Origin of the sequence: Pseudescherichia sp. AS216, assembly GCF_037152055.1 — a bacterium.
In the GTDB taxonomy this organism is placed as follows: domain Bacteria; phylum Pseudomonadota; class Gammaproteobacteria; order Enterobacterales; family Enterobacteriaceae; genus Pseudescherichia.
The window spans coordinates 45740-64171 of record NZ_JBBCMV010000005.1; the positions used below are offsets into that span (position 1 = coordinate 45740).

The window sequence follows — 18432 nt, forward strand, 5'->3', positions numbered from 1 at the left end:
CTGGGCGATCCTTTTATAACAAACGCGGAATACCTTAGAATAGTCTTCTTACCTTCTCTACCAACCAGGAACGAATCCATGAGTAAGTCAGAAAACCTCTACAGCGCGGCACGCGAGCTTATCCCCGGCGGCGTCAACTCGCCGGTCCGCGCCTTCAGCGGCGTCGGCGGCACGCCGCTGTTTATCGAGCGCGCTGACGGAGCTTACCTCTATGATGCGGACGGTAAGGCCTATGTCGACTACGTCGGCTCCTGGGGTCCGATGGTGCTGGGCCATAACCACCCGGCGATCCGCAACGCGGTGATCGAAGCGGCGGAGCGCGGCCTGAGCTTTGGCGCGCCCACCGAGATGGAAGTGAAGATGGCCGCGCTGGTGACCGAGCTGGTCCCGACCATGGATATGGTGCGGATGGTGAACTCCGGTACTGAGGCGACCATGAGCGCCATTCGCCTGGCGCGTGGCTTTACCGGCCGCGACAAGATTATTAAGTTCGAGGGTTGCTACCACGGCCACGCCGACTGTCTGCTGGTGAAAGCGGGCTCTGGCGCGCTCACCCTCGGTCAACCCAACTCACCGGGCGTGCCGGCAGATTTCGCTAAGCACACCCTGACCTGCACCTATAACGATCTGGCCTCGGTGCGCGAAGCCTTTGAGCAGTATCCGCAGGAGATCGCCTGCATCATCGTCGAGCCGGTGGCGGGCAACATGAACTGCGTCCCGCCGCAGCCGGCGTTCCTGCCGGGCCTGCGTGCGCTGTGCGATGAGTTTGGCGCGCTGCTGATCATTGACGAAGTCATGACCGGCTTCCGCGTCGCACTGGCAGGCGCACAGGCGCACTACAACGTGGTGCCGGATCTGACCTGCCTCGGCAAAATCATCGGCGGCGGGATGCCGGTAGGCGCGTTTGGTGGCCGTCGCGACGTGATGGACGCCCTGGCCCCCACCGGGCCGGTTTATCAGGCAGGCACCCTCTCCGGTAACCCGATTGCGATGGCGGCGGGCTATGCCTGCTTAACCGAGGTGTCCCAGCCGGGGGTGCATGAAACCCTGACGGATCTGACCACTCGCCTCGCCAACGGCCTGCTGGACGCGGCACAGGACGCGGGGATCCCGCTGGTGGTGAATCACGTCGGCGGTATGTTCGGCATCTTCTTTACCGATGCCGAGACCGTGACCTGCTATCAGGACGTAGTGAAGTGCGACGTGGAACGCTTCAAGCGCTTCTTCCACCTGATGCTGGATGAGGGGATCTACCTGGCCCCGTCGGCGTTCGAAGCGGGCTTTATGTCCATTGCCCACAGCGACGAGGATATCAACAAGACCCTCAACGCCGCGCGCAAGGCGTTTGCCCAGCTGTAACCCTACCGTTAATTGCCGGGTGGCGGCTTCGCCTGACCCGGCCTACGGACTCTGTAGCCCCGGTAAGCGTAGCGCCATCGGGGAAAACTATCGGCTCTGCTTACGCAGAAGGTAGATAAAGTACGGCGCGCCGATAAAGGTCGACAGCAGTCCGGCGGGGATCTGATACGGGAACATCACCATCCGTCCGCACCCGTCGGCAAACACCAGCATCACCCCACCGATCAACCCCGAGATCACCATGTGCGGCACCGTCCGCCGGAAACCCATCATCCGCGCAATGTGCGGGGCCATCAGGCCGATAAAGCTCAGCGGGCCAATGGTCATCGTCGCCGTGGCGGTCAAGCAGGCAGCCAGCAGCAGGAGTCCGATACGCGACGGCGTCAGCGCCATCCCTACCGAACGGGCGGTATCGCCGCCCAGCGGCAGAATGGTTAGCCAGCGGCGGCAGAGCGGCACGAGCGCCAGCAGGATCACCATCACGATGGCCGAGCGAACCACCTGCTCGCCGGTGGCGCTATAGGTCGAGCCGGAGATCCAGGTGAGGATCTGCGCCATACGCGGATCGCCGCTTGCCTGGAGCATCATCAGCAGCATGGTGAACGCGGTGCTAAGCGCCATCCCGGCCAGCAGCATTCGGTGCGGAGAGAAACCGCCCCGCCCTGCCGCGATCAGGATAATCAGTAGGGTCACCGCCGCCCCGAGGCTCCCGGCTGGCAGCAGCCAGCCAAAGGCGTTCCCCGGCACAAAGAAGAGCATCAGCACGATACCAAAGGCCGCGCCGGAGCTGATCCCCAACACTTCAGGGCTGGCCATCGGGTTGCCGGTCAGGCGCTGGATAATGCAGCCCGCTACCGCCAGCATCACGCCTGCCACCAGCGCCGCCATGATGCGCGGCCAACGCCACTGCGCCAGGGCATCCAGCATCTCACCGCTAGCCCAGTGCCAGCCCTGGGCATCGCGGCCCAGCGCCAGGGCCGCCATCACCGTCAGCAGCAGTACGACGATGCCGCCCAGCGCCCAGCGCGGCAGGTGCTGGCGCTCAGTGGGAACATTGTCCCCGGCATTCATCTCCGGGGCACTCATGCTCTTCAGGCGCGGCAGCAGCCACAGCAGCAGCGGCGCGCCAATCAGGGCCGTCACCGAGCCGGTGGAAACCTCCATCCAGACGCGGGTCAGCCAGAGGATCACCTGATCCGAAAGCCAGAGGATCAGCGCCCCGATCAGCGGAGCCAGCAGCAGACGAGAGAGGAGCCGACGCGCCCCCAGCATCTTCGCCAGCAGCGGCGCGAACAGGCCGATAAAGCCGATGATCCCCACCGCGTTAACCAGCAGCGCGCTGAGGACAATCGCCAGCAGCAGTGCGCCTAGCCGGGCCAGCGACAGCGCCAGGCCCAGGTTACGCGCCACGCCGTCGTCCAGCCCCATCAGGGTCAGCGGACGCAGCAGCAGCAGGGTCAGCATCGCCCCGCCCAGCAGCTGAGGCCAGAGGCGCTCTACCCCGCTCCAGTCGGTCTGGGTCAGGGTGCCGGTGCTCCACATAAACATGCTTTGCAGCTGCTCATGATGGAAAAGCACCAGCAGCTGGTTCACCGCTCCGCAGTAGAGGCTTACCACCAGCCCGGCGAGGATCAGCGTCACCGGCGACAGGCGTTTGCCCCAGGCGACGCCAAAGACCAGCGCGCCCACGGCGCAGGCGCCAAGCAGGGCGGCAAACTGCGAGGCCGCCACGCCGGGGATCGCCCACAGGGTGGTGACGGTAATGCCCAGCTGCGCACCGGTAGAGACCCCCAGCGTGGTCGGCTCTGCCAGCGGGTTACGCAATACCTGCTGGAACAGCACGCCCACCAGCCCCAGTCCGGCCCCAACCAGCAGGGAGATCGCCAGCCGGGGAAGTAGGCTGTAGTGGAAAATCATCTGGGTAATGACATCCACATCCGGGTGCCAGATCGCCTGCGACCACTGATCGCGCGGCAGCGCCTGGGAGAGATTCACCCAGGTCAGCCAGGCGGCGACGACAAAGAGGATCGCCAGCAGCAGCGCGGGAAGCGGCGCGATACGCTTGCTCATGCTTTACCTCCCAGGGCGTTATCCAGAACGCGGACAAAGTGCATCACCGACAGCGTCGCTCCGTAGAACCACACTGCCGGCACGCGCTGGAAGCGACCTGCACGGACAAACGGCATCGCCTGCCACAGCGGGGTTGCCATCAGGCGCTGCATATCCTGCTCGTTGCCGTGATCGAAGCAGATCACGTCTGCGTCTTTATAGACTGCCAGCCGGTCAATGCTCACCGTGGTGCTGCCCCAGAAGGTAGTTTCCCCCTGCCAGGCGTTGCGGATCCCAAATTCATCCAGCGCCTCCTGGAACAGGCAGTTCGAGGCAAAGACCAGCATATGCTGCGCGTCAAGCAGGGTGACCATCAGCAGCGGCCTGTCGCCGCGGCGGGCAAAGCGCGGCTTCATCGCGGCGATAAAAGCATCGAAGCTATCGAGATGCGTGCGGGCAGCGGACTCAAGGTTGAGCAGCTGGGCCATCTCATTCATCGAGTTGCGCGCCATGGTCAGCGGCTTCTTGCCGTCGCTGAAGTTGAAGCCCTGGCCGGGGGCAATCCGCGCCAGCACCTCTGCCGAGGGGCCGTAGCCTGCCGACCAGACCAGGTACGAAGGCTGCATCTGGGTAAGCAGCTCAAGGTTGGGTTCGGTGCGCAGACCGACATCGATTGTCGAGGCGGGCAGCCTGGGTTCGTTGACCCAGGTGTTGTAACTATTTACGTCGGCAACGCCGTAGGGAGCGACGCCCATCGCCAGCAGCAGCTCTACCGGCAGCCACTCCAGCGCCACGATACGGTTAATATCGAGCGCTGCCGCCCGCGCGGTTCCCGCCCGCCACAGCAGCGGCGAGAGGGCCATCGCGGTCAGCAGACGGCGGCGGCTAATCATTGCTAAGCCCGCCATCAGTAGACAAAGCTCACCGGTGCTGCCCCTGCCGGGTGGGGCAGGATGCCCATCGGAATGCCGTAGATCTGCTCCAGGGTCTGGGCCTGCATCAGCGATTCCGGCGTCCCCTCGGCAATCTTCTCGCCGCCACGCAGCGCCACCAGGTAGTCGCAGTAGCGCGCCGCCATATTGATATCGTGGAGAACGGCGATCACCGTCAGCCCACGCTGCTGACTCAGGCGGTGGATCAGCGCCAGGACATCCACCTGATGGGCGATATCCAGCGCCGAGGTCGGCTCATCCAGCAGCAGGCAGCGGCTATCCTGCGCCACCAGCATGGCGATCCACGCCCGCTGGCGCTCGCCGCCGGAGAGGCTATCCACCAGCCGGTGGGCCAGCGGTTTTAGTCCCACAAGGTTAATCGCCTCCTCTACCTTCTCCCGGTCGGCCACGCCAAAACGTCCCAGCGCCCCGTGCCACGGGTAGCGTCCTATCGCCACCAGCTCGCGCACCGTCATCCCCTCCGCCTGCGGCAGCTGCTGCGGCAGATAGGCGACTCGGCGGGCAAAGGCTTTGCTGTTCCAGCTCGCCAGCGGCTGACCGTCCAGCAGAATATCGCCCTCGGACGGCGGCTGATGACGACCCAGCATCTTCAACAGCGTGGATTTACCCGAGCCGTTGTGGCCGATAAGCCCCGTGACCTTGCCTGCCGGAAAGGTGAGCGATAGCGGATGCAGCAGCGTGCGTCCGGGCACATGAAAGGAGACATCAGAGAGCTGAAAGGTGGTATCGGGAAGCGTATTGTTTTCCTGCATGGGACCAACTTATCAATAAAAAGGGCACGATTAACCGTGCCCTGAGAGGAGGAAATTAGAAGCTGAAGCTGGCGGTAGCCACAACCTGGCGATCGGCACCCCAGTAGCACGCGTAGTCGCGGTAGCAGCTGGAGACGTATTCCCGGTTAAACAGGTTATTGACCTTCACGCCGACGGAGGAGCCCGGCATGCCGACGCGCGCCAGATCGTATTTCACCGTCGCATCCACCAGCGTGTAGCTGCCGACGTTGAAGGTGCCGTTGACGTTCTCACCGGTGGTGTAGAAGCTGGAGGTATCGCCCACGTAGCGAGTGCCCGCGCCCAGCGTCAGGCCGCTCAGCGCCGTCTCGTGGAAGGTGTAGTCCGCCCACAGGGAGGCCATGTTACGCGGCACTTCTACAGGACGTTTGCCCTCGTAGAGCGTATCGTCGGTGTACTCAGCATCGGTGTAGCTGTAGGCCGCCGTCAGGTTGATATTGCTGGTCAGCGCCGCTTTTGCTTCCAGTTCAAAGCCGCGGGAGCGGATCTCTCCGCCCTGCACGCTGAAGGCGCTATCAGACGGATCTGCCGTCAGGTTTTTGTCTTTGGTCAGCTGGAATACCGCCGCCGTGACGGTGACCGGCAACTCTTTCGGCACATACTTCACGCCCGCTTCATACTGCTTGCCGCGTGACGGATCGAACGGTTTGCCCTGCTTCGTTGACCCGGAGACCGGCTCAAAGGATTCGCTGTAGCTAAAGTACGGCGCGACGCCGTTATCAAACACATAGTTCAACCCACCGCGCCAGGTGAACTGCTGGTCGTTGATCTCGCTCAGCGAGCTGGTCGAGCGGGTGTAGGTCGAGGTTTTCGCGAAGTCGTAGCGGCCGCCGAGGGTCAGCACCCAGTGGTTCCACTCGGCCTGATCCTGCGCGTACAGCCCGGTCTGCTCCTGACGGTTGATCACCGCATACGGGAAGTTAACGTTGACGTTGGCATTGCCGTACTGCGGCTCCACCATGTCTATCGGATTGGCCGTGCCGTAGTCGGCGTTGATGTCGTTGCGCATGCGCAGGTAGTCAACCCCGGTCAGCAGGGTGTGATCCACCGCGCCGGTGGCAAAGGCAGACTGCAGCTGCGTATCGACGGTGAAGGAGTTCAGGTCTTCATCGGAGCGAACAAAGGCGCGGTTGATTTGCGTCGGTGCCGTAAAGCCGTTGCCGTAGACCGAAGTATAGAGCGTGTGCAGACGGGTATAGCGCAGGTTCTGGCGCACCGTGAAGGTGTCGTCGAAGGCGTGCGCGAAGCTGTAGCCAATCTGCTGCTGGCGGCGGGACATGCGGTTGTCCTGCTCGCCTTCGTTGAAGTCGGTATCCAGCTTATGGGAGTTACCGTTGGCATCGGTGTACGGCACCACGGTGCCCACGCGCGGCAGCCAGCCGTAGTAGCCCGCATCCGGATCGCTCTGGAAGTTGCTCAGGAAGGTGAAGTCGGTTTTGTCATCCGGACGCCAGCTAAAGGCAGGCGCGATGGCATAGCGGGTCGATTTAACCATGGTCTGCTGGGCATCTTCACTGCGGCCCAGGCCGGTGAGACGGTAGGAGAACACGCCATCATCGTCGATGGCATCGCTGAAGTCGAAGCCGGTCTGGTAGAGGTTATCGGTCCCCATCTGGAACTCAACCTCTTTCAGCGGCTCGGTGGTCGGACGCTTGCTGACCATAGAGACGATGCCGCCAGGGTTGCTCTTACCATAGAGCACCGAGGTCGGGCCGCGCATAAGTTCGATACGCTCAAGGAAGTAGGGATCCATGGAGGATTCAGAGTAGTTATCCCCCTGAAGTTTCAAGCCGTCGAGATACTGGTTGGTGTTCGCGCCGGTCGAGGCGGTGAAACCACGGATGGAGATCACATCGAGAGTTTCTGAGCTGCCGCGGGTAGCGAATACGCCCGGCGTATAGTTCAGCGCCTCTTTCACCGTGGAGGGATCCTTCATATCCATCTCTTCACGGGTGACCACCGAGATAGACTGCGGCGTTTTCTCGATTGGGGTATCGGTTTTGGTCGCCGTTGCCGTGCGCTTGGCGGCGATGGTCGGTGCCGGGCCCCAGGCACTCTCCTGCTCAGCGGCGGCAGTGGTAACGGTGATGGTATCTTCTTTTGGAGCTGCCTGTGCGGCAAAGGAGATGCTGCCTACCGCAGTGGCAACGACCACGGCAATTTTACGCAGCGAAAGGTTGACCGGCTGAGCAGTTTCAGAACGCGCCATGGTGCTTCTCTCTGGATAATGAAATGATAACGTAAACGATAATTATTATTATGACCGCAGCATAATATGCCAGGCCCCGCGGAGATAGCAAGAGTTATGCGCCCCTACGACAATTAAGGGATTAAGGAATAACCAGACGGATAACAGGGTGTTACAGAGGGGTTAAATGAGGTTAAAACTGAACAGGTGTAGGCCGGGCAAGCGGAGCGCCGCCCGGCGCTATTTACTCTTAAGGTAACTTAGTTACCAAACATATCTTTGATCCAGCCCGCAACGCCGTCGCTCTTCTCCTGCTGCTGCGGCTGTTGTTGCTGCTGCTGCTGCTGCTGAGGCTGCTGTTGCGGCTGCGGTGACGACTGCTCAAACGGATTACCGCTCTGCTGCTGCTGTTGCTGCTGGAGCAGCATCTCGCTCTGCTGGCACAGGGCATCCGGATTCGATGTCCACACCGGCAGCGAGCGCACACCACCACCGCAGAGGAAGTTACCGCCCTCGTCCACGCCCATGTTGACGATATCCTCCGGCGGAGTCAGATCCAGCGGGATCGGCGACTGGTTCGCCAGATAGCGCTGGTAGATTGCCATCGCCCCGCTAGCACCGTACAGCTTGGTCGGCTGGTTGTTATCGCGTCCTACCCAGGTAATGGTCACCTCACGGCCATCGATCCCAGCGAACCAGGTATCGACGTTGTTGTTGGTGGTCCCGGTTTTCCCCGCCAGATGCAGACCCGGATACTTCGCCCCCAGCTGTCGGCCGGTGCCGCGCTGGATAACCTGCTGCATAGTCCACAGGGTCATGTATGCCGCCTGAGCAGGCACCGCACGCTCTGCCTGTGGGAAGCTCTGGTAGAGCACCGTGCCGTCTTCTGCGATCACCGAGCGCAGCGCAGAAAGCGTCGCACGGTTACCGCCGCTGGCGATGGTCTGGAACGCCTGCGCCACCTCAACCGGAGTCAGGTTCAGTGCCCCCAGCAGCATTGCCGGAACCGGATGCAGCTGATCTTTCGGCACGCCCAGCTTGGTCCAGGTATCGGTCACCGCTGGCAGGCCCAGCGCCATCCCGAGGTTTACCGTCGGGACGTTCATTGAGCGGGTCAACGCATCTACCAGCATCACCTGGCCGCTAAAGCGGTGGTCATCGTTCTGCGGAGACCATACCTTGCCGTTAGGCTGAGGCAGAGAGATCGGCGCATCGGCAATCCACGTGTTCAGACGATACTGGTTCGGCTGACTTAGCGCGGTGAGATAGGTGGCCGGTTTTGCCAACGAGCCGATGGAGCGCCGCGCCTGCATGGCACGGTTGTAGCCCGCAAACTGCGGCGTCGCCCCGCCTACCATGGCGCGAACTTCGCCGCTGAAGCGGTCAACGACCACCATCGCCGTCTCCAGATCGCTCAGCTTACGCTGCTTGATCAGGGCCGGAATACCTTCCACGGCGGCTTTCTCTGCCGCGTCCTGCGCTACCGAGTCAAAGGTAGTAAAGATCTTCACGCCGGAGAGATCCTTAACTTTATCCCCCAGCTTCGCCTGCAGCTCCTGCCGCACCATCTGCATAAACGCTGGCTGCGGTGAGATCACCCCGCCGCGCTTCTGCACCCCGAGCGGCCGGGCGCTGAGCATATCGTACAGCTCCTGGTCGATGACCTTCTGCTCCTGCAGCAGGCGCAGCACAAGGTTACGTCGCTCCAGCGCCAGCTTCGGATTACGCCACGGGTTGTAGATCGAAGCGCCTTTCACCATGCCCACCAGCAGCGCCTGCTGGTCAAGGCTCAGCTCCTCTACCGGACGGCCAAAGTAGTAAAGACTCGCCAGCGGGAAGCCGCGGATTTCGTTATCGCCGCTCTGACCGAGGTAGACCTCGTTCATATACAGCTCAAGAATACGATCCTTGCTGTAGCGGGCATCGACGATCAGCGCCATATAGGCTTCGTTCGCCTTACGCCAGTAGGAACGCTCGCTGGAGAGGAACAGGTTTTTCACCAGCTGCTGGGTCAGGGTACTCGCCCCCTGCACCGTGCGTCCCGCCGTCAGGTTCGCCAGTACCGCACGCCCGATGGAGAAGAAGCTGATCCCATCATGCTCATAGAAGTGACGGTCTTCGGTCGCCAGCAGGGTATCCACCAGCAGATCCGGGAAGCCGTTACGCGCCACGAACAGACGCTGCTCGCCGTTCGGCGAGGAGAGCATGGTGATCAGGCGCGGATCGAGACGGAAGAAACCGAACTGGCGGTTGTTCTCCATATTCTCGATGGTATCCAGGTGGTTATCGCTGAACGTCAGCCGAGCGCGGACCTGCCCCTCTTTACTGTCGGGGAAGTCGAACGGACGACGGATCATCTCGATGCTGTTGGCCTGCACGGTAAACTCGCCGGGACGGGTCATCGCCGTCACCTTGCGATACTGGGTGGCCTCCAGCAGCTTCACCATCTCGTTCTTGCTGATCGGCATCTCGGGTTCGAGGTTGACCATCCGGCCATACACCGCCGCCGGCAGCTGCCAGACTTTGCCGTCGATGCGGCTGCGGATCTTCTGATCGAGATAGAGGCCGTAAATCGCAAACAGCACCAGCAGAACGATAAAGATCTTCACCAGCAGCCAGAACCAGCCGCGCTTGCGTTTGCCGCCTTTTCCTTTGCCACTGCCGCTACCGCCGCCTTTACCACGGCGCGGCGCAGGTGCGTCGTCCTCATCATCATACGCATCGTCCATCTCTTCATCTCTGAGACGACGACGGCTTACCTTCTCTTTTACCGGACGCGCAGGTCTGCCTTTACGTCCAATAGGTTCGCGGTCATTCCCCGCCATGCTTACTCTCCGCTACATTATTTCAGGCGCAAGGGCCCGATTCTCTTTTCTTCTACCGGAGGGCAGAAGAAGAAATCTCTCAATTTCGCTTTCGCTAATTTACGAATATTTTTTAACCCGCCTTGTCGGCGCGGTATTCGCCGGATCGTCCGGCCAGACATGCTTCGGGTAGCGCCCCTTCATCTCTTTTTGCACTTCACGGTAAGCACCTGCCCAGAACGCGCTGAGATCCCGCGTGATCTGTAGCGGGCGCTGCGCCGGTGAGAGCAGCTCCAGCACCAGCGGCATTCGCCCCTCGGCAATAACCGGCGTGGCGGCCTCGCCAAACATCTCCTGCATCCGCACCGCCAGCACCGGCGGATTCTCTGCATGGTAGCGGATAGCAATCTGGCTTCCCGTCGGCACAGTGTAATGCCCAGGCAGCGCACTATCCAGCCGTTGACGCAGCGGCCACGGCAGTAAATGGTTGAGCGCGTGGATCAAATCCAGCGCTTTCAGCGCCCGCAGGGAGTGAACGCCCTGCATATCGGGAAGTAACCATAGCTCAAGCGTCGCTAAAAGCGAGGCATCATCCACCGCGGGCCACGCATATTCCGGCAGCCACTGTGCCGCACAGTGGAGGCGCAGGCGCAGCTGCTCCGCCGCAGGGGTCCAGTTCAGTACCTGGAGTCCCTTATCGCGAATGCCGTTCAGCATCGCCTGGTGCAGCTCCGTCTCTGACGGCTTCGCCAGCGGCCTGACGCTCACCGTCAGCTGGCCTATCTGGCTACGGCGCAGCGCTTTCAGCGTGCCGTGGGCGTCGTCCCACTCTACGGTATCGGCGTTGTGCAGCAGCCACGGCGCGGCGGTGATAAGTGACTCAATATTGACCGACACTGCCTGTAAAATGCGCGCGTCCGGCTGCTGGCTACCCTGGAGCAGCAGCGGCGCAATCAGCCACTCATGGCGGCCCATGGCGTCGTCTACGTCGAGCATCGCCCCCATGCCGTTCGCCAGCTGGTAGCGCCCCTCCTGACCGCGCCGACGGGCAATGCGGTCGGCAAAGCCACGTGCCAGCAGGGTTGGGATCAGATCGCTATCTTCCCTGCCCTCCCCACTGTTTAACCGCTTAAGCAGCTGACGGCTGCGCCGCTGCCAGTGCGGCTGGCTGCGGGAGAAGGCCACCCCGAGATCGATACTGCCGCCGCGCGGAGGCTCCTCCAGAATAGCAGCAAGCTTCGCCGCCGTGGCCGCCTCGTCAGCGGTCTCGGCACTCACCAGCATAGCCGAGAGGCGCGGCGTTACGCCCAGCCTCGCCATCTTCTGCCCGCGCGCCGTCAGTTGCCGGTTTTCCAGCGCCCCGAGCTGCACCAGCAGGGTCTCTGCCGCCGCCAGGTTCACCGCTGGCGGCATGTCCAGCCAGCAGAGCTGGGCCGGATCGCGACAGCCCCACTGCACCAGCTCCAGCAACATGGCGCTGAGATCGCTTTGCAGGATCTCCGGCTCGCTCTGGGCCGTTGCCCGCTCCGCCTGCTCTTTCGCCAGCAGGTGCAGGCAGATGCCCGGCTCCAGCCGTCCGGCACGTCCGGCACGCTGGGTCATTGAGGCCTGGCTCACCCGCTGGGTCACCAGCCGCGTCAACCCGGTGCGGGCGTCGAAGCGGGCCACTCGCTCCTGGGCGCTGTCGATGACCAGCCGGATCCCCTCGATGGTCAAACTGGTCTCGGCGATGTTGGTGGCCAGCACCACTTTACGGGATCCTTCCGGCGCGGGCAGGATCGCCTTGCGCTGCTCGCTCAGGGGCAGCGCGCCGTAGAGCGGACAGAGCAGCACGTCGCTGCCGACGCGCTGGGCCAGCTGATCCTGTACCCGCTGGATCTCACCGACGCCGGGCAGGAACAGCAGCAGCGAGCCGCGCTCGGCCCGTAACAGCTCGGCGGTCGCCGTGGCAACGGCCTCGTCAAAGCGGACGTGGCTGGGCAGCGGCTGGTAACGACGATCCACAGGGTACGCGCGCCCTTCCGAGGCGACAACCGGCGCGTCCGGCAGCAGTCGCTGGAGACGGTCGTTATCCAGCGTCGCCGACATAATAAGGAGCTTGAGATCGTCTCGCAGCCCCTGCTGCACGTCTAGCAGCAGGGCCAGAGCCAGATCGGCCTCCAGGCTGCGCTCGTGGAACTCATCGAGGATCACCAGGCCAACCCCGGTTAGCTCGGGATCGCGCTGGATCATGCGGGTCAGGATCCCCTCGGTCACGACCTCCAGACGCGTCGCTGCACCCACGCAGGTTTCACCGCGCATCCGGTAGCCTACCGTCTCGCCGGGCTTCTCCCCCAGCAGCTCCGCCAGCCGCTGGGCAACGTTGCGTGCCGCCAAACGACGCGGCTCCAGCAGCAAAATGCGCCCGGCGATATTACCCTCGGCAAGAATTTGCAGCGGCAGCCAGGTTGATTTACCCGCGCCGGTGGGGGCGTTGAGCAGGACCTGTGGCGCGTGGGCAAGCGCAGAGAGCAGTTCGGGCAGTACGGCAGCGACGGGCAGAGAAGACACGCATGGCTCCAGGGGGTTAACTTTCATTTCAACGGCGAGCATTGTAGCATCGCCGTAATTCATTACCGAGTATCGCTTATGTCTGAGCCAAAAAGGCTGTTTTTCGCCGTTGCGCTGCCCGACGAGATCCAGCAGCAGATTATTCACTGGCGGGCGGCCCACTTTGCCCCGGAGGCCGGACGTCCTGTTGAGGCGGCGAATCTTCACGTGACGCTGGCGTTTCTCGGTGAGGTAGGCGCAGAGAAGCAGCGTGCACTGAGCCAGCTTGCCGGACGCATCCGCCAGCCTGGCTTTACCCTGACCCTGGACGATGCCGGACAGTGGCTGCGCTCGCGGGTGGTCTGGCTCGGCACGCGCCAGCCGCCGCGCGGCCTGCTGCAGCTGGCCAACCTGCTGCGCGCCCAGGCTGCCCGCAGCGGCTGCTACCAAAGCCCACAGCCGTTTCATCCTCACGTTACGCTGCTGCGCAACGCCAGCCACGCGGTGGCTATTCCGCCGCCGGGGTTTAGCTGGTCCTTTCCCGTTAACGAATTTGTGCTGTATGAGTCGCAGTTTTCCCGAGGGCGCACCCGCTATACGCCGCTGGAACGCTGGCAGCTTGCTAAATAAGAGGTTCTGATGCAGTTCTCCCCCCCGTTGCAGCCTGCTACCCTGGTGCAGCGCTATAAGCGTTTTCTGGCGGATGTGATTACCCCGGACGGTACGGCCCTGACGCTGCACTGCCCTAATACCGGGGCGATGACCGGCTGCGCCACGCCCGGCGACACCGTCTGGTACTCTACCTCCGACAGTGCTAAGCGTAAGTATCCGCACACCTGGGAGATCACGCAGACGCAAAACGGCACGTTTATTTGTATCAACACATTACGGGCCAACACGCTGGCTAAAGAGGCAATTCTTTCCGGCGTCATTCCTGAGCTGCAGGGCTATAGCGTGCTGAAAAGTGAAGTAAAATACGGCTCCGAAAATAGCAGAATAGACTTTATGTTGCAGGCGGAGGCTCGCCGCAACTGCTATATTGAAGTGAAATCGGTCACGCTTGCCGACAAGGGATACGGCTATTTTCCCGATGCAGTGACTCTTCGCGGCCAGAAGCATCTGCGGGAGTTAATGAGCGTGGCGGCCAGTGGAGATCGGGCGGTGATGCTGTTTACCGTATTGCACTCCGCCATTGAACGTTTCTCGCCGGCGCGCCATATTGATGCAAAATACGCCCAGCTTTTAGAAGAAGCGCAGCGGCAGGGGGTAGAAATTCTGGTTTACAAAGCGGAACTTTCTGCCGAAGAGATAAGTCTTAGATCGCCCTTACCTTATGAAAGCTAAGGATCGGCGACCAGCCAGATAGCATTCTGGTCTACGTGCGCAAATACGCTTTTCCTCACAGGGTTGTCAAGTGTTACGTTTAGATAATTGCTATCCGGAAAAGCATCTGCTATTTATAGCGGCCTGATTTTTCCCCCGAACACGGGGATCGATAGTGCGTGTTAAGGAGAAGCAACATGCAAGAAGGGCAAAACCGTAAAACATCGTCCCTGAGTATTCTCGCCATTGCTGGCGTGGAGCCGTATCAGGAGAAGCCGGGCGAAGAGTATATGAACGAAGCCCAGCTGGCGCACTTCAAGCGTATTCTTGAAGCGTGGCGTAATCAACTCAGGGATGAAGTCGATCGCACCGTCACCCATATGCAGGATGAAGCTGCTAACTTCCCGGATCCGGTTGACAGAGCCGCCCAGGAAGAGGAGTTCAGCCTCGAACTGCGTAACCGTGACCGCGAGCGTAAACTGATTAAAAAGATCGAGAAGACGCTGAAGAAAGTAGAAGACGAAGATTTTGGCTTCTGCGAATCCTGCGGTGTTGAGATTGGCATTCGTCGTCTGGAAGCACGTCCGACAGCCGACCTGTGCATTGACTGCAAAACACTGGCTGAAATCCGCGAAAAACAGATGGCGGGCTAAGCCCGGCGTTTTCGCACCGTTCCCTGTGGCGGGAGTCTCTCCCGCCCTGTTATCTCTCGCCTGCCGACATGCCAGAATCACACTATATTGGGCGCTTTGCGCCATCGCCTTCCGGTGAACTCCATTTTGGTTCGCTGATAGCCGCCCTTGGCAGCTATTTACAGGCCCGCGCCCAGCGTGGCACGTGGCGGGTACGCATTGAGGATATCGATCCGCCCCGGGAGGTGCCCGGCGCGGCCGATACTATCCTGCGCCAGCTCGACCGCTACGGCCTGCACTGGGATGGCGAGGTGCTCTGGCAGTCCCAGCGGCATGACGCCTACCGCGAGGCGCTGAATGATTTACGCCAGCGCGGGCTGAGCTACTACTGCACCTGCACGCGGGCGCGGATTCAGAGCATTGGCGGGGTATATGACGGCCACTGTCGCCTGCGCGGTAACGGCCCGGAGAACGCCGCGCTGCGCCTGTGGCAGCATCAGCCGGTGCTGCACTTTCACGACCGCCTGCGGGGCGACCTCTACGCCGATGAAGCACTGGCGCGAGAGGATTTTATTATCCACCGTCGGGATGGCCTGTTTGCCTATAACCTGGCCGTGGTGGTGGACGATCATTTTCAGGGCGTCACCGAGATCGTGCGCGGCGCGGATCTGATCGCGCCCACGGTGCGGCAGATTTCGCTCTACCAGCAGCTTGGCTGGCAGCCGCCTGGCTACGTTCACCTGCCGCTGGCGATGAACAGCGACGGCAACAAGCTCTCCAAGCAGAATCATGCCCCGTCGCTGCCGGAAGGCGATCCGCGTCCGGTGCTGATCCGCGCTTTACAATTTCTCAATCAGGATGTAACAAGTAACTGGCAGGATTTGCCCACCGGGGCCCTGCTGGCGCGTGCGGTAGAGAAGTGGGATCTGTCACGGGTTCCTGAGACAGCGCAGATCAATCCGGCATTCCTAAATGCCCCACTCTGAGCTATGATTAGCCGCAATTTTTTTGTCGTAAAGACTGATACAACCGAGGTGCACTATTTTTACCCGAGTCGCTAATTTTTGCCGCAAGGTGTTAAGCCGCGAGGAAAGCATGGCCGAGGAGGTCATCGCTGAGCCGCGTATGACGGTTATTCCGCGCGAGCAGCACACAATTTCCCGCAAAGATATCAGTGAAAATGCCCTCAAGGTGCTGTACCGTCTGAACAAAGCGGGCTATGAAGCCTACCTTGTAGGCGGCGGCGTCCGCGATCTGCTGTTAGGCAAAAAACCGAAAGATTTTGACGTCACGACCAACGCCACGCCGGATCAGGTGCGCAAGCTGTTCCGCAACTGCCGCCTGGTGGGCCGTCGTTTCCGTCTCGCACACGTGATGTTTGGTCCAGAGATCATTGAGGTGGCCACCTTCCGTGGTCATCACGAAGATCAGCCTGCCGACCGCACCACCTCCCAGCGCGGCCAGAACGGCATGCTGCTGCGTGACAACATCTTCGGTTCGATTGAAGACGACGCCCAGCGCCGCGACTTCACCATCAACAGCCTCTACTACAGCGTCGCCGATTTTTCCGTGCGCGACTACGTCGGCGGAATGCAGGATCTTGAAGAGGGTGTTATTCGCCTGATCGGTAACCCGGAGACCCGCTATCGGGAAGATCCGGTGCGGATGCTGCGCGCGGTGCGCTTTGCCGCCAAGCTGCATATGCGCATCAGCCCGGAGACCGCCGAGCCGATCGCCCGTCTCGCGACGCTGATCAACGACGTGCCGCCGGCGCGCCTGTTTGAAGAGTCGCTGAAGCTGCTGCAGGCTGGCCACGGTTTTGACACCTATCAGCTGCTGCGCGAGTACAGCCTGTTCCAGCCCCTGTTCCCAACCATCACGCGCTTCTTCACCGAGAAGGGCGATTCGTCGATGGAGCGGATCATCAACCTGGTGCTGAAGAACACCGATACCCGCATTCAGAACGATATGCGCGTCAATCCGGCGTTCCTGTTTGCCGCTATGCTCTGGTATCCACAGCTGGAGACCGCGCAGAAGATCGCCCAGGAGAGCGGCCTGACCTATCATGACGCCTTCGCGTTGGCGATGAACGACGTGCTGGACGAAGCCTGCCGTACGCTGGCGATCCCGAAACGGATCACCACCCTGGTACGCGATATCTGGCAGCTGCAGCTGCGCATGTCCCGTCGCCAGGGCAAACGCGCCTGGAAACTGATGGAGCATCCGAAATTCCGCGCCGCCTACGATCTGCTCGCCCTGCGGGCCGAGATCGAGGGCAACCACGAGCTGCAACGTCTGGTGCAGTGGTGGGGCGAGTTTCAGGTGGCTGCGCCGCCCGCGCAGAAAGGTATGCTTGACGTGCTGGACGATGAGCCAGAGACCCGCCGTCGTCATCGCCGCCCGCGTAAACGCGCCCCGCGTCGCGAAGGCAGTGCATGACACGGGTCTATATCGCCCTTGGCAGTAACCTGGCGTCACCTCTGAGCCAGGTTACTGCAGCAATCGACGCGCTGGGCGCGATCCCCGCTAGCCAGATTGTTGCCGTCTCCGGCTTCTACCGCACGCCGCCGCTGGGTCCGCAGGATCAGCCCGACTACCTTAACGCCGCCGTGGCGCTGGAAACCTCGCTGGCTCCTGAAGCGCTGCTGGATCACACCCAGCGTATCGAGCTGGACCAGGGCCGGGTGCGTAAAGCAGAGCGCTGGGGGCCGCGCACGCTGGATCTCGACATCATGCTGTTCGGCGATGAGACTATCGCCACCCCGCGCCTCACCGTGCCCCACTACGATATGAAAAACCGTGGCTTTATGCTCTGGCCGCTGTTTGAAATCGCGCCCGAACTGCACTTCCCCGACGGCGAGACGCTTGCCAGCGTGCTTGCGCGTCTCGGCGCAGCAAAACCGGCGAGCTGGTAATACCACTCCGCCTCTTAAACCTGCTGAAAATCATTGTCCGCCCTGACGTTACTGATAAAATGCCGGAAAGTTGAAGGCTCCATCAGGAAACGCTATGAAACCAACCACCCTCTCCTGGCTGCAAAAGTGCAAACAGGAACAGAAACGCTTTGCCACCATCACCGCGTATGACTACAGCTTCGCCAGGCTTTTTGCCGAAGAGGGCATTAACGTCATGCTGGTCGGCGACTCGTTAGGGATGACGGTACAAGGTCATGACTCTACCCTGCCGGTAACGGTCGCGGATATCGCCTACCACACCCAGAGCGTACGCCGCGGCGCACCGAACTGCCTGCTGCTCGCCGACCTGCCCTTTATGGCCTACGCTACCCCGGAGCAGGCCTTTGCCAACGCCGCCACGGTGATGCGCGCCGGAGCCAACATGGTCAAAATCGAGGGCGGCCGCTGGCTGGCGGAGACGGTCAACATGCTGACCGAGCGCGCCGTGCCGGTGTGCGGCCACCTGGGGTTAACCCCGCAGTCGGTGAACATCTTCGGCGGCTACAAGGTGCAGGGACGCGGCGACGCGGCCCAGACGCTGTTTGATGACGCCCTGGCGTTAGAGGCGGCTGGCGCACAGCTGCTGGTTCTGGAGTGCGTGCCGGTCGCGCTGGCGAAGCGTATTACCGAGGCGCTGACTATTCCGGTGATTGGCATCGGCGCGGGCAACGTCACCGACGGCCAGATCCTGGTAATGCACGATGCGTTTGGCATCACCGGCGGCCATATCCCTAAATTTGCCAAGAATTTCCTGGCCGGCACGGGCGACATGCGCGCCGCGGTGCGCCAGTACGTGAGCGAAGTCGAAGCGGGGACCTACCCCGGCGAAGAGCACAGTTTTCACTAAGGA

The 18432-nt window shown here is 61.6% G+C and carries 14 protein-coding genes; 8 read left to right on the forward strand and 6 right to left on the reverse strand.

All coding sequences use genetic code 11. The features are described 5' to 3' along the window. Window positions 1-78 precede the first annotated feature (78 nt). Window positions 79-1359, forward strand: coding sequence for a glutamate-1-semialdehyde 2,1-aminomutase (hemL, locus tag WFN61_RS15215; RefSeq protein WP_337038897.1), 1281 nt, complete (start codon window positions 79-81; stop codon window positions 1357-1359). An 87-nt stretch (window positions 1360-1446) separates the two neighbouring features. Here the strand turns inward: hemL and fhuB are convergent, their stop codons facing one another. The 6 genes from fhuB to hrpB all read right to left on the reverse strand — a co-directional run bounded on the left by fhuB (window position 1447) and on the right by hrpB (window position 12694). Then, a complete protein-coding gene (gene fhuB / locus WFN61_RS15220; protein WP_337038898.1) occupies window positions 1447-3429 on the reverse strand; it encodes a Fe(3+)-hydroxamate ABC transporter permease FhuB in 1983 nt (660 codons plus the stop codon). Further along, a complete protein-coding gene (fhuD, locus tag WFN61_RS15225; protein ID WP_337038899.1) occupies window positions 3426-4316 on the reverse strand; it encodes a Fe(3+)-hydroxamate ABC transporter substrate-binding protein FhuD in 891 nt (296 codons plus the stop codon). The genes fhuB and fhuD overlap by 4 nt, the downstream gene beginning before the upstream one ends. Continuing rightward, window positions 4316-5113, reverse strand: a complete 798-nt coding sequence (gene fhuC, locus WFN61_RS15230) for a Fe3+-hydroxamate ABC transporter ATP-binding protein FhuC (RefSeq protein WP_238083193.1) — start codon at window positions 5111-5113, stop codon at window positions 4316-4318. Before fhuC ends, fhuD begins: the two co-directional genes overlap by 1 nt. A 55-nt stretch (window positions 5114-5168) precedes the next feature. Further along, on the reverse strand, window positions 5169-7361 hold the full coding sequence (gene fhuA, locus WFN61_RS15235; protein ID WP_337038900.1) for a ferrichrome porin FhuA: 2193 nt from the start codon (window positions 7359-7361) through the stop codon (window positions 5169-5171). A 239-nt stretch (window positions 7362-7600) separates the two neighbouring features. Further along, a complete protein-coding gene (gene mrcB / locus WFN61_RS15240; protein ID WP_337038901.1) occupies window positions 7601-10165 on the reverse strand; it encodes a bifunctional glycosyl transferase/transpeptidase in 2565 nt (854 codons plus the stop codon). Window positions 10166-10264: 99 nt separating this feature from the next. Continuing rightward, window positions 10265-12694 carry an ATP-dependent helicase HrpB gene (gene hrpB / locus WFN61_RS15245; protein ID WP_337038902.1) on the reverse strand — a complete coding sequence of 810 codons (2430 nt, stop codon included), beginning with the start codon at window positions 12692-12694 and terminating at the stop codon, window positions 10265-10267. Between the two features lie 78 nt (window positions 12695-12772). Here hrpB and thpR point away from each other — a divergent pair, with 78 nt between their 5' ends. The 7 genes from thpR to panB all read left to right on the forward strand — a co-directional run bounded on the left by thpR (window position 12773) and on the right by panB (window position 18429). After that, window positions 12773-13303: an RNA 2',3'-cyclic phosphodiesterase gene (gene thpR / locus WFN61_RS15250; protein WP_312235370.1), complete on the forward strand. Its 531-nt coding sequence runs from the start codon at window positions 12773-12775 to the stop codon at window positions 13301-13303. Window positions 13304-13312: 9 nt separating this feature from the next. Further along, window positions 13313-14017: a DNA/RNA nuclease SfsA gene (sfsA, locus tag WFN61_RS15255; RefSeq protein WP_144817684.1), complete on the forward strand. Its 705-nt coding sequence runs from the start codon at window positions 13313-13315 to the stop codon at window positions 14015-14017. A gap of 176 nt (window positions 14018-14193) precedes the next feature. Next, entirely contained in the window at window positions 14194-14649 is a 456-nt protein-coding gene (dksA, locus tag WFN61_RS15260; protein ID WP_007373199.1) for an RNA polymerase-binding protein DksA, read from the forward strand. 68 nt (window positions 14650-14717) lie between these two features. Continuing rightward, on the forward strand, window positions 14718-15614 hold the full coding sequence (gene gluQRS / locus WFN61_RS15265; protein WP_144817683.1) for a tRNA glutamyl-Q(34) synthetase GluQRS: 897 nt from the start codon (window positions 14718-14720) through the stop codon (window positions 15612-15614). A 55-nt stretch (window positions 15615-15669) separates the two neighbouring features. Further along, window positions 15670-17067 (forward strand): polynucleotide adenylyltransferase PcnB, encoded by a 1398-nt coding sequence (pcnB, locus tag WFN61_RS15270; RefSeq protein ID WP_186370570.1) that lies wholly within the window; start codon window positions 15670-15672, stop codon window positions 17065-17067. Next, window positions 17064-17543 (forward strand): 2-amino-4-hydroxy-6-hydroxymethyldihydropteridine diphosphokinase, encoded by a 480-nt coding sequence (gene folK / locus WFN61_RS15275; protein WP_337038903.1) that lies wholly within the window; start codon window positions 17064-17066, stop codon window positions 17541-17543. The genes pcnB and folK overlap by 4 nt, the downstream gene beginning before the upstream one ends. A 94-nt stretch (window positions 17544-17637) precedes the next feature. After that, window positions 17638-18429, forward strand: a complete 792-nt coding sequence (gene panB, locus WFN61_RS15280; protein WP_312282428.1) for a 3-methyl-2-oxobutanoate hydroxymethyltransferase — start codon at window positions 17638-17640, stop codon at window positions 18427-18429. Window positions 18430-18432 lie beyond the last annotated feature (3 nt).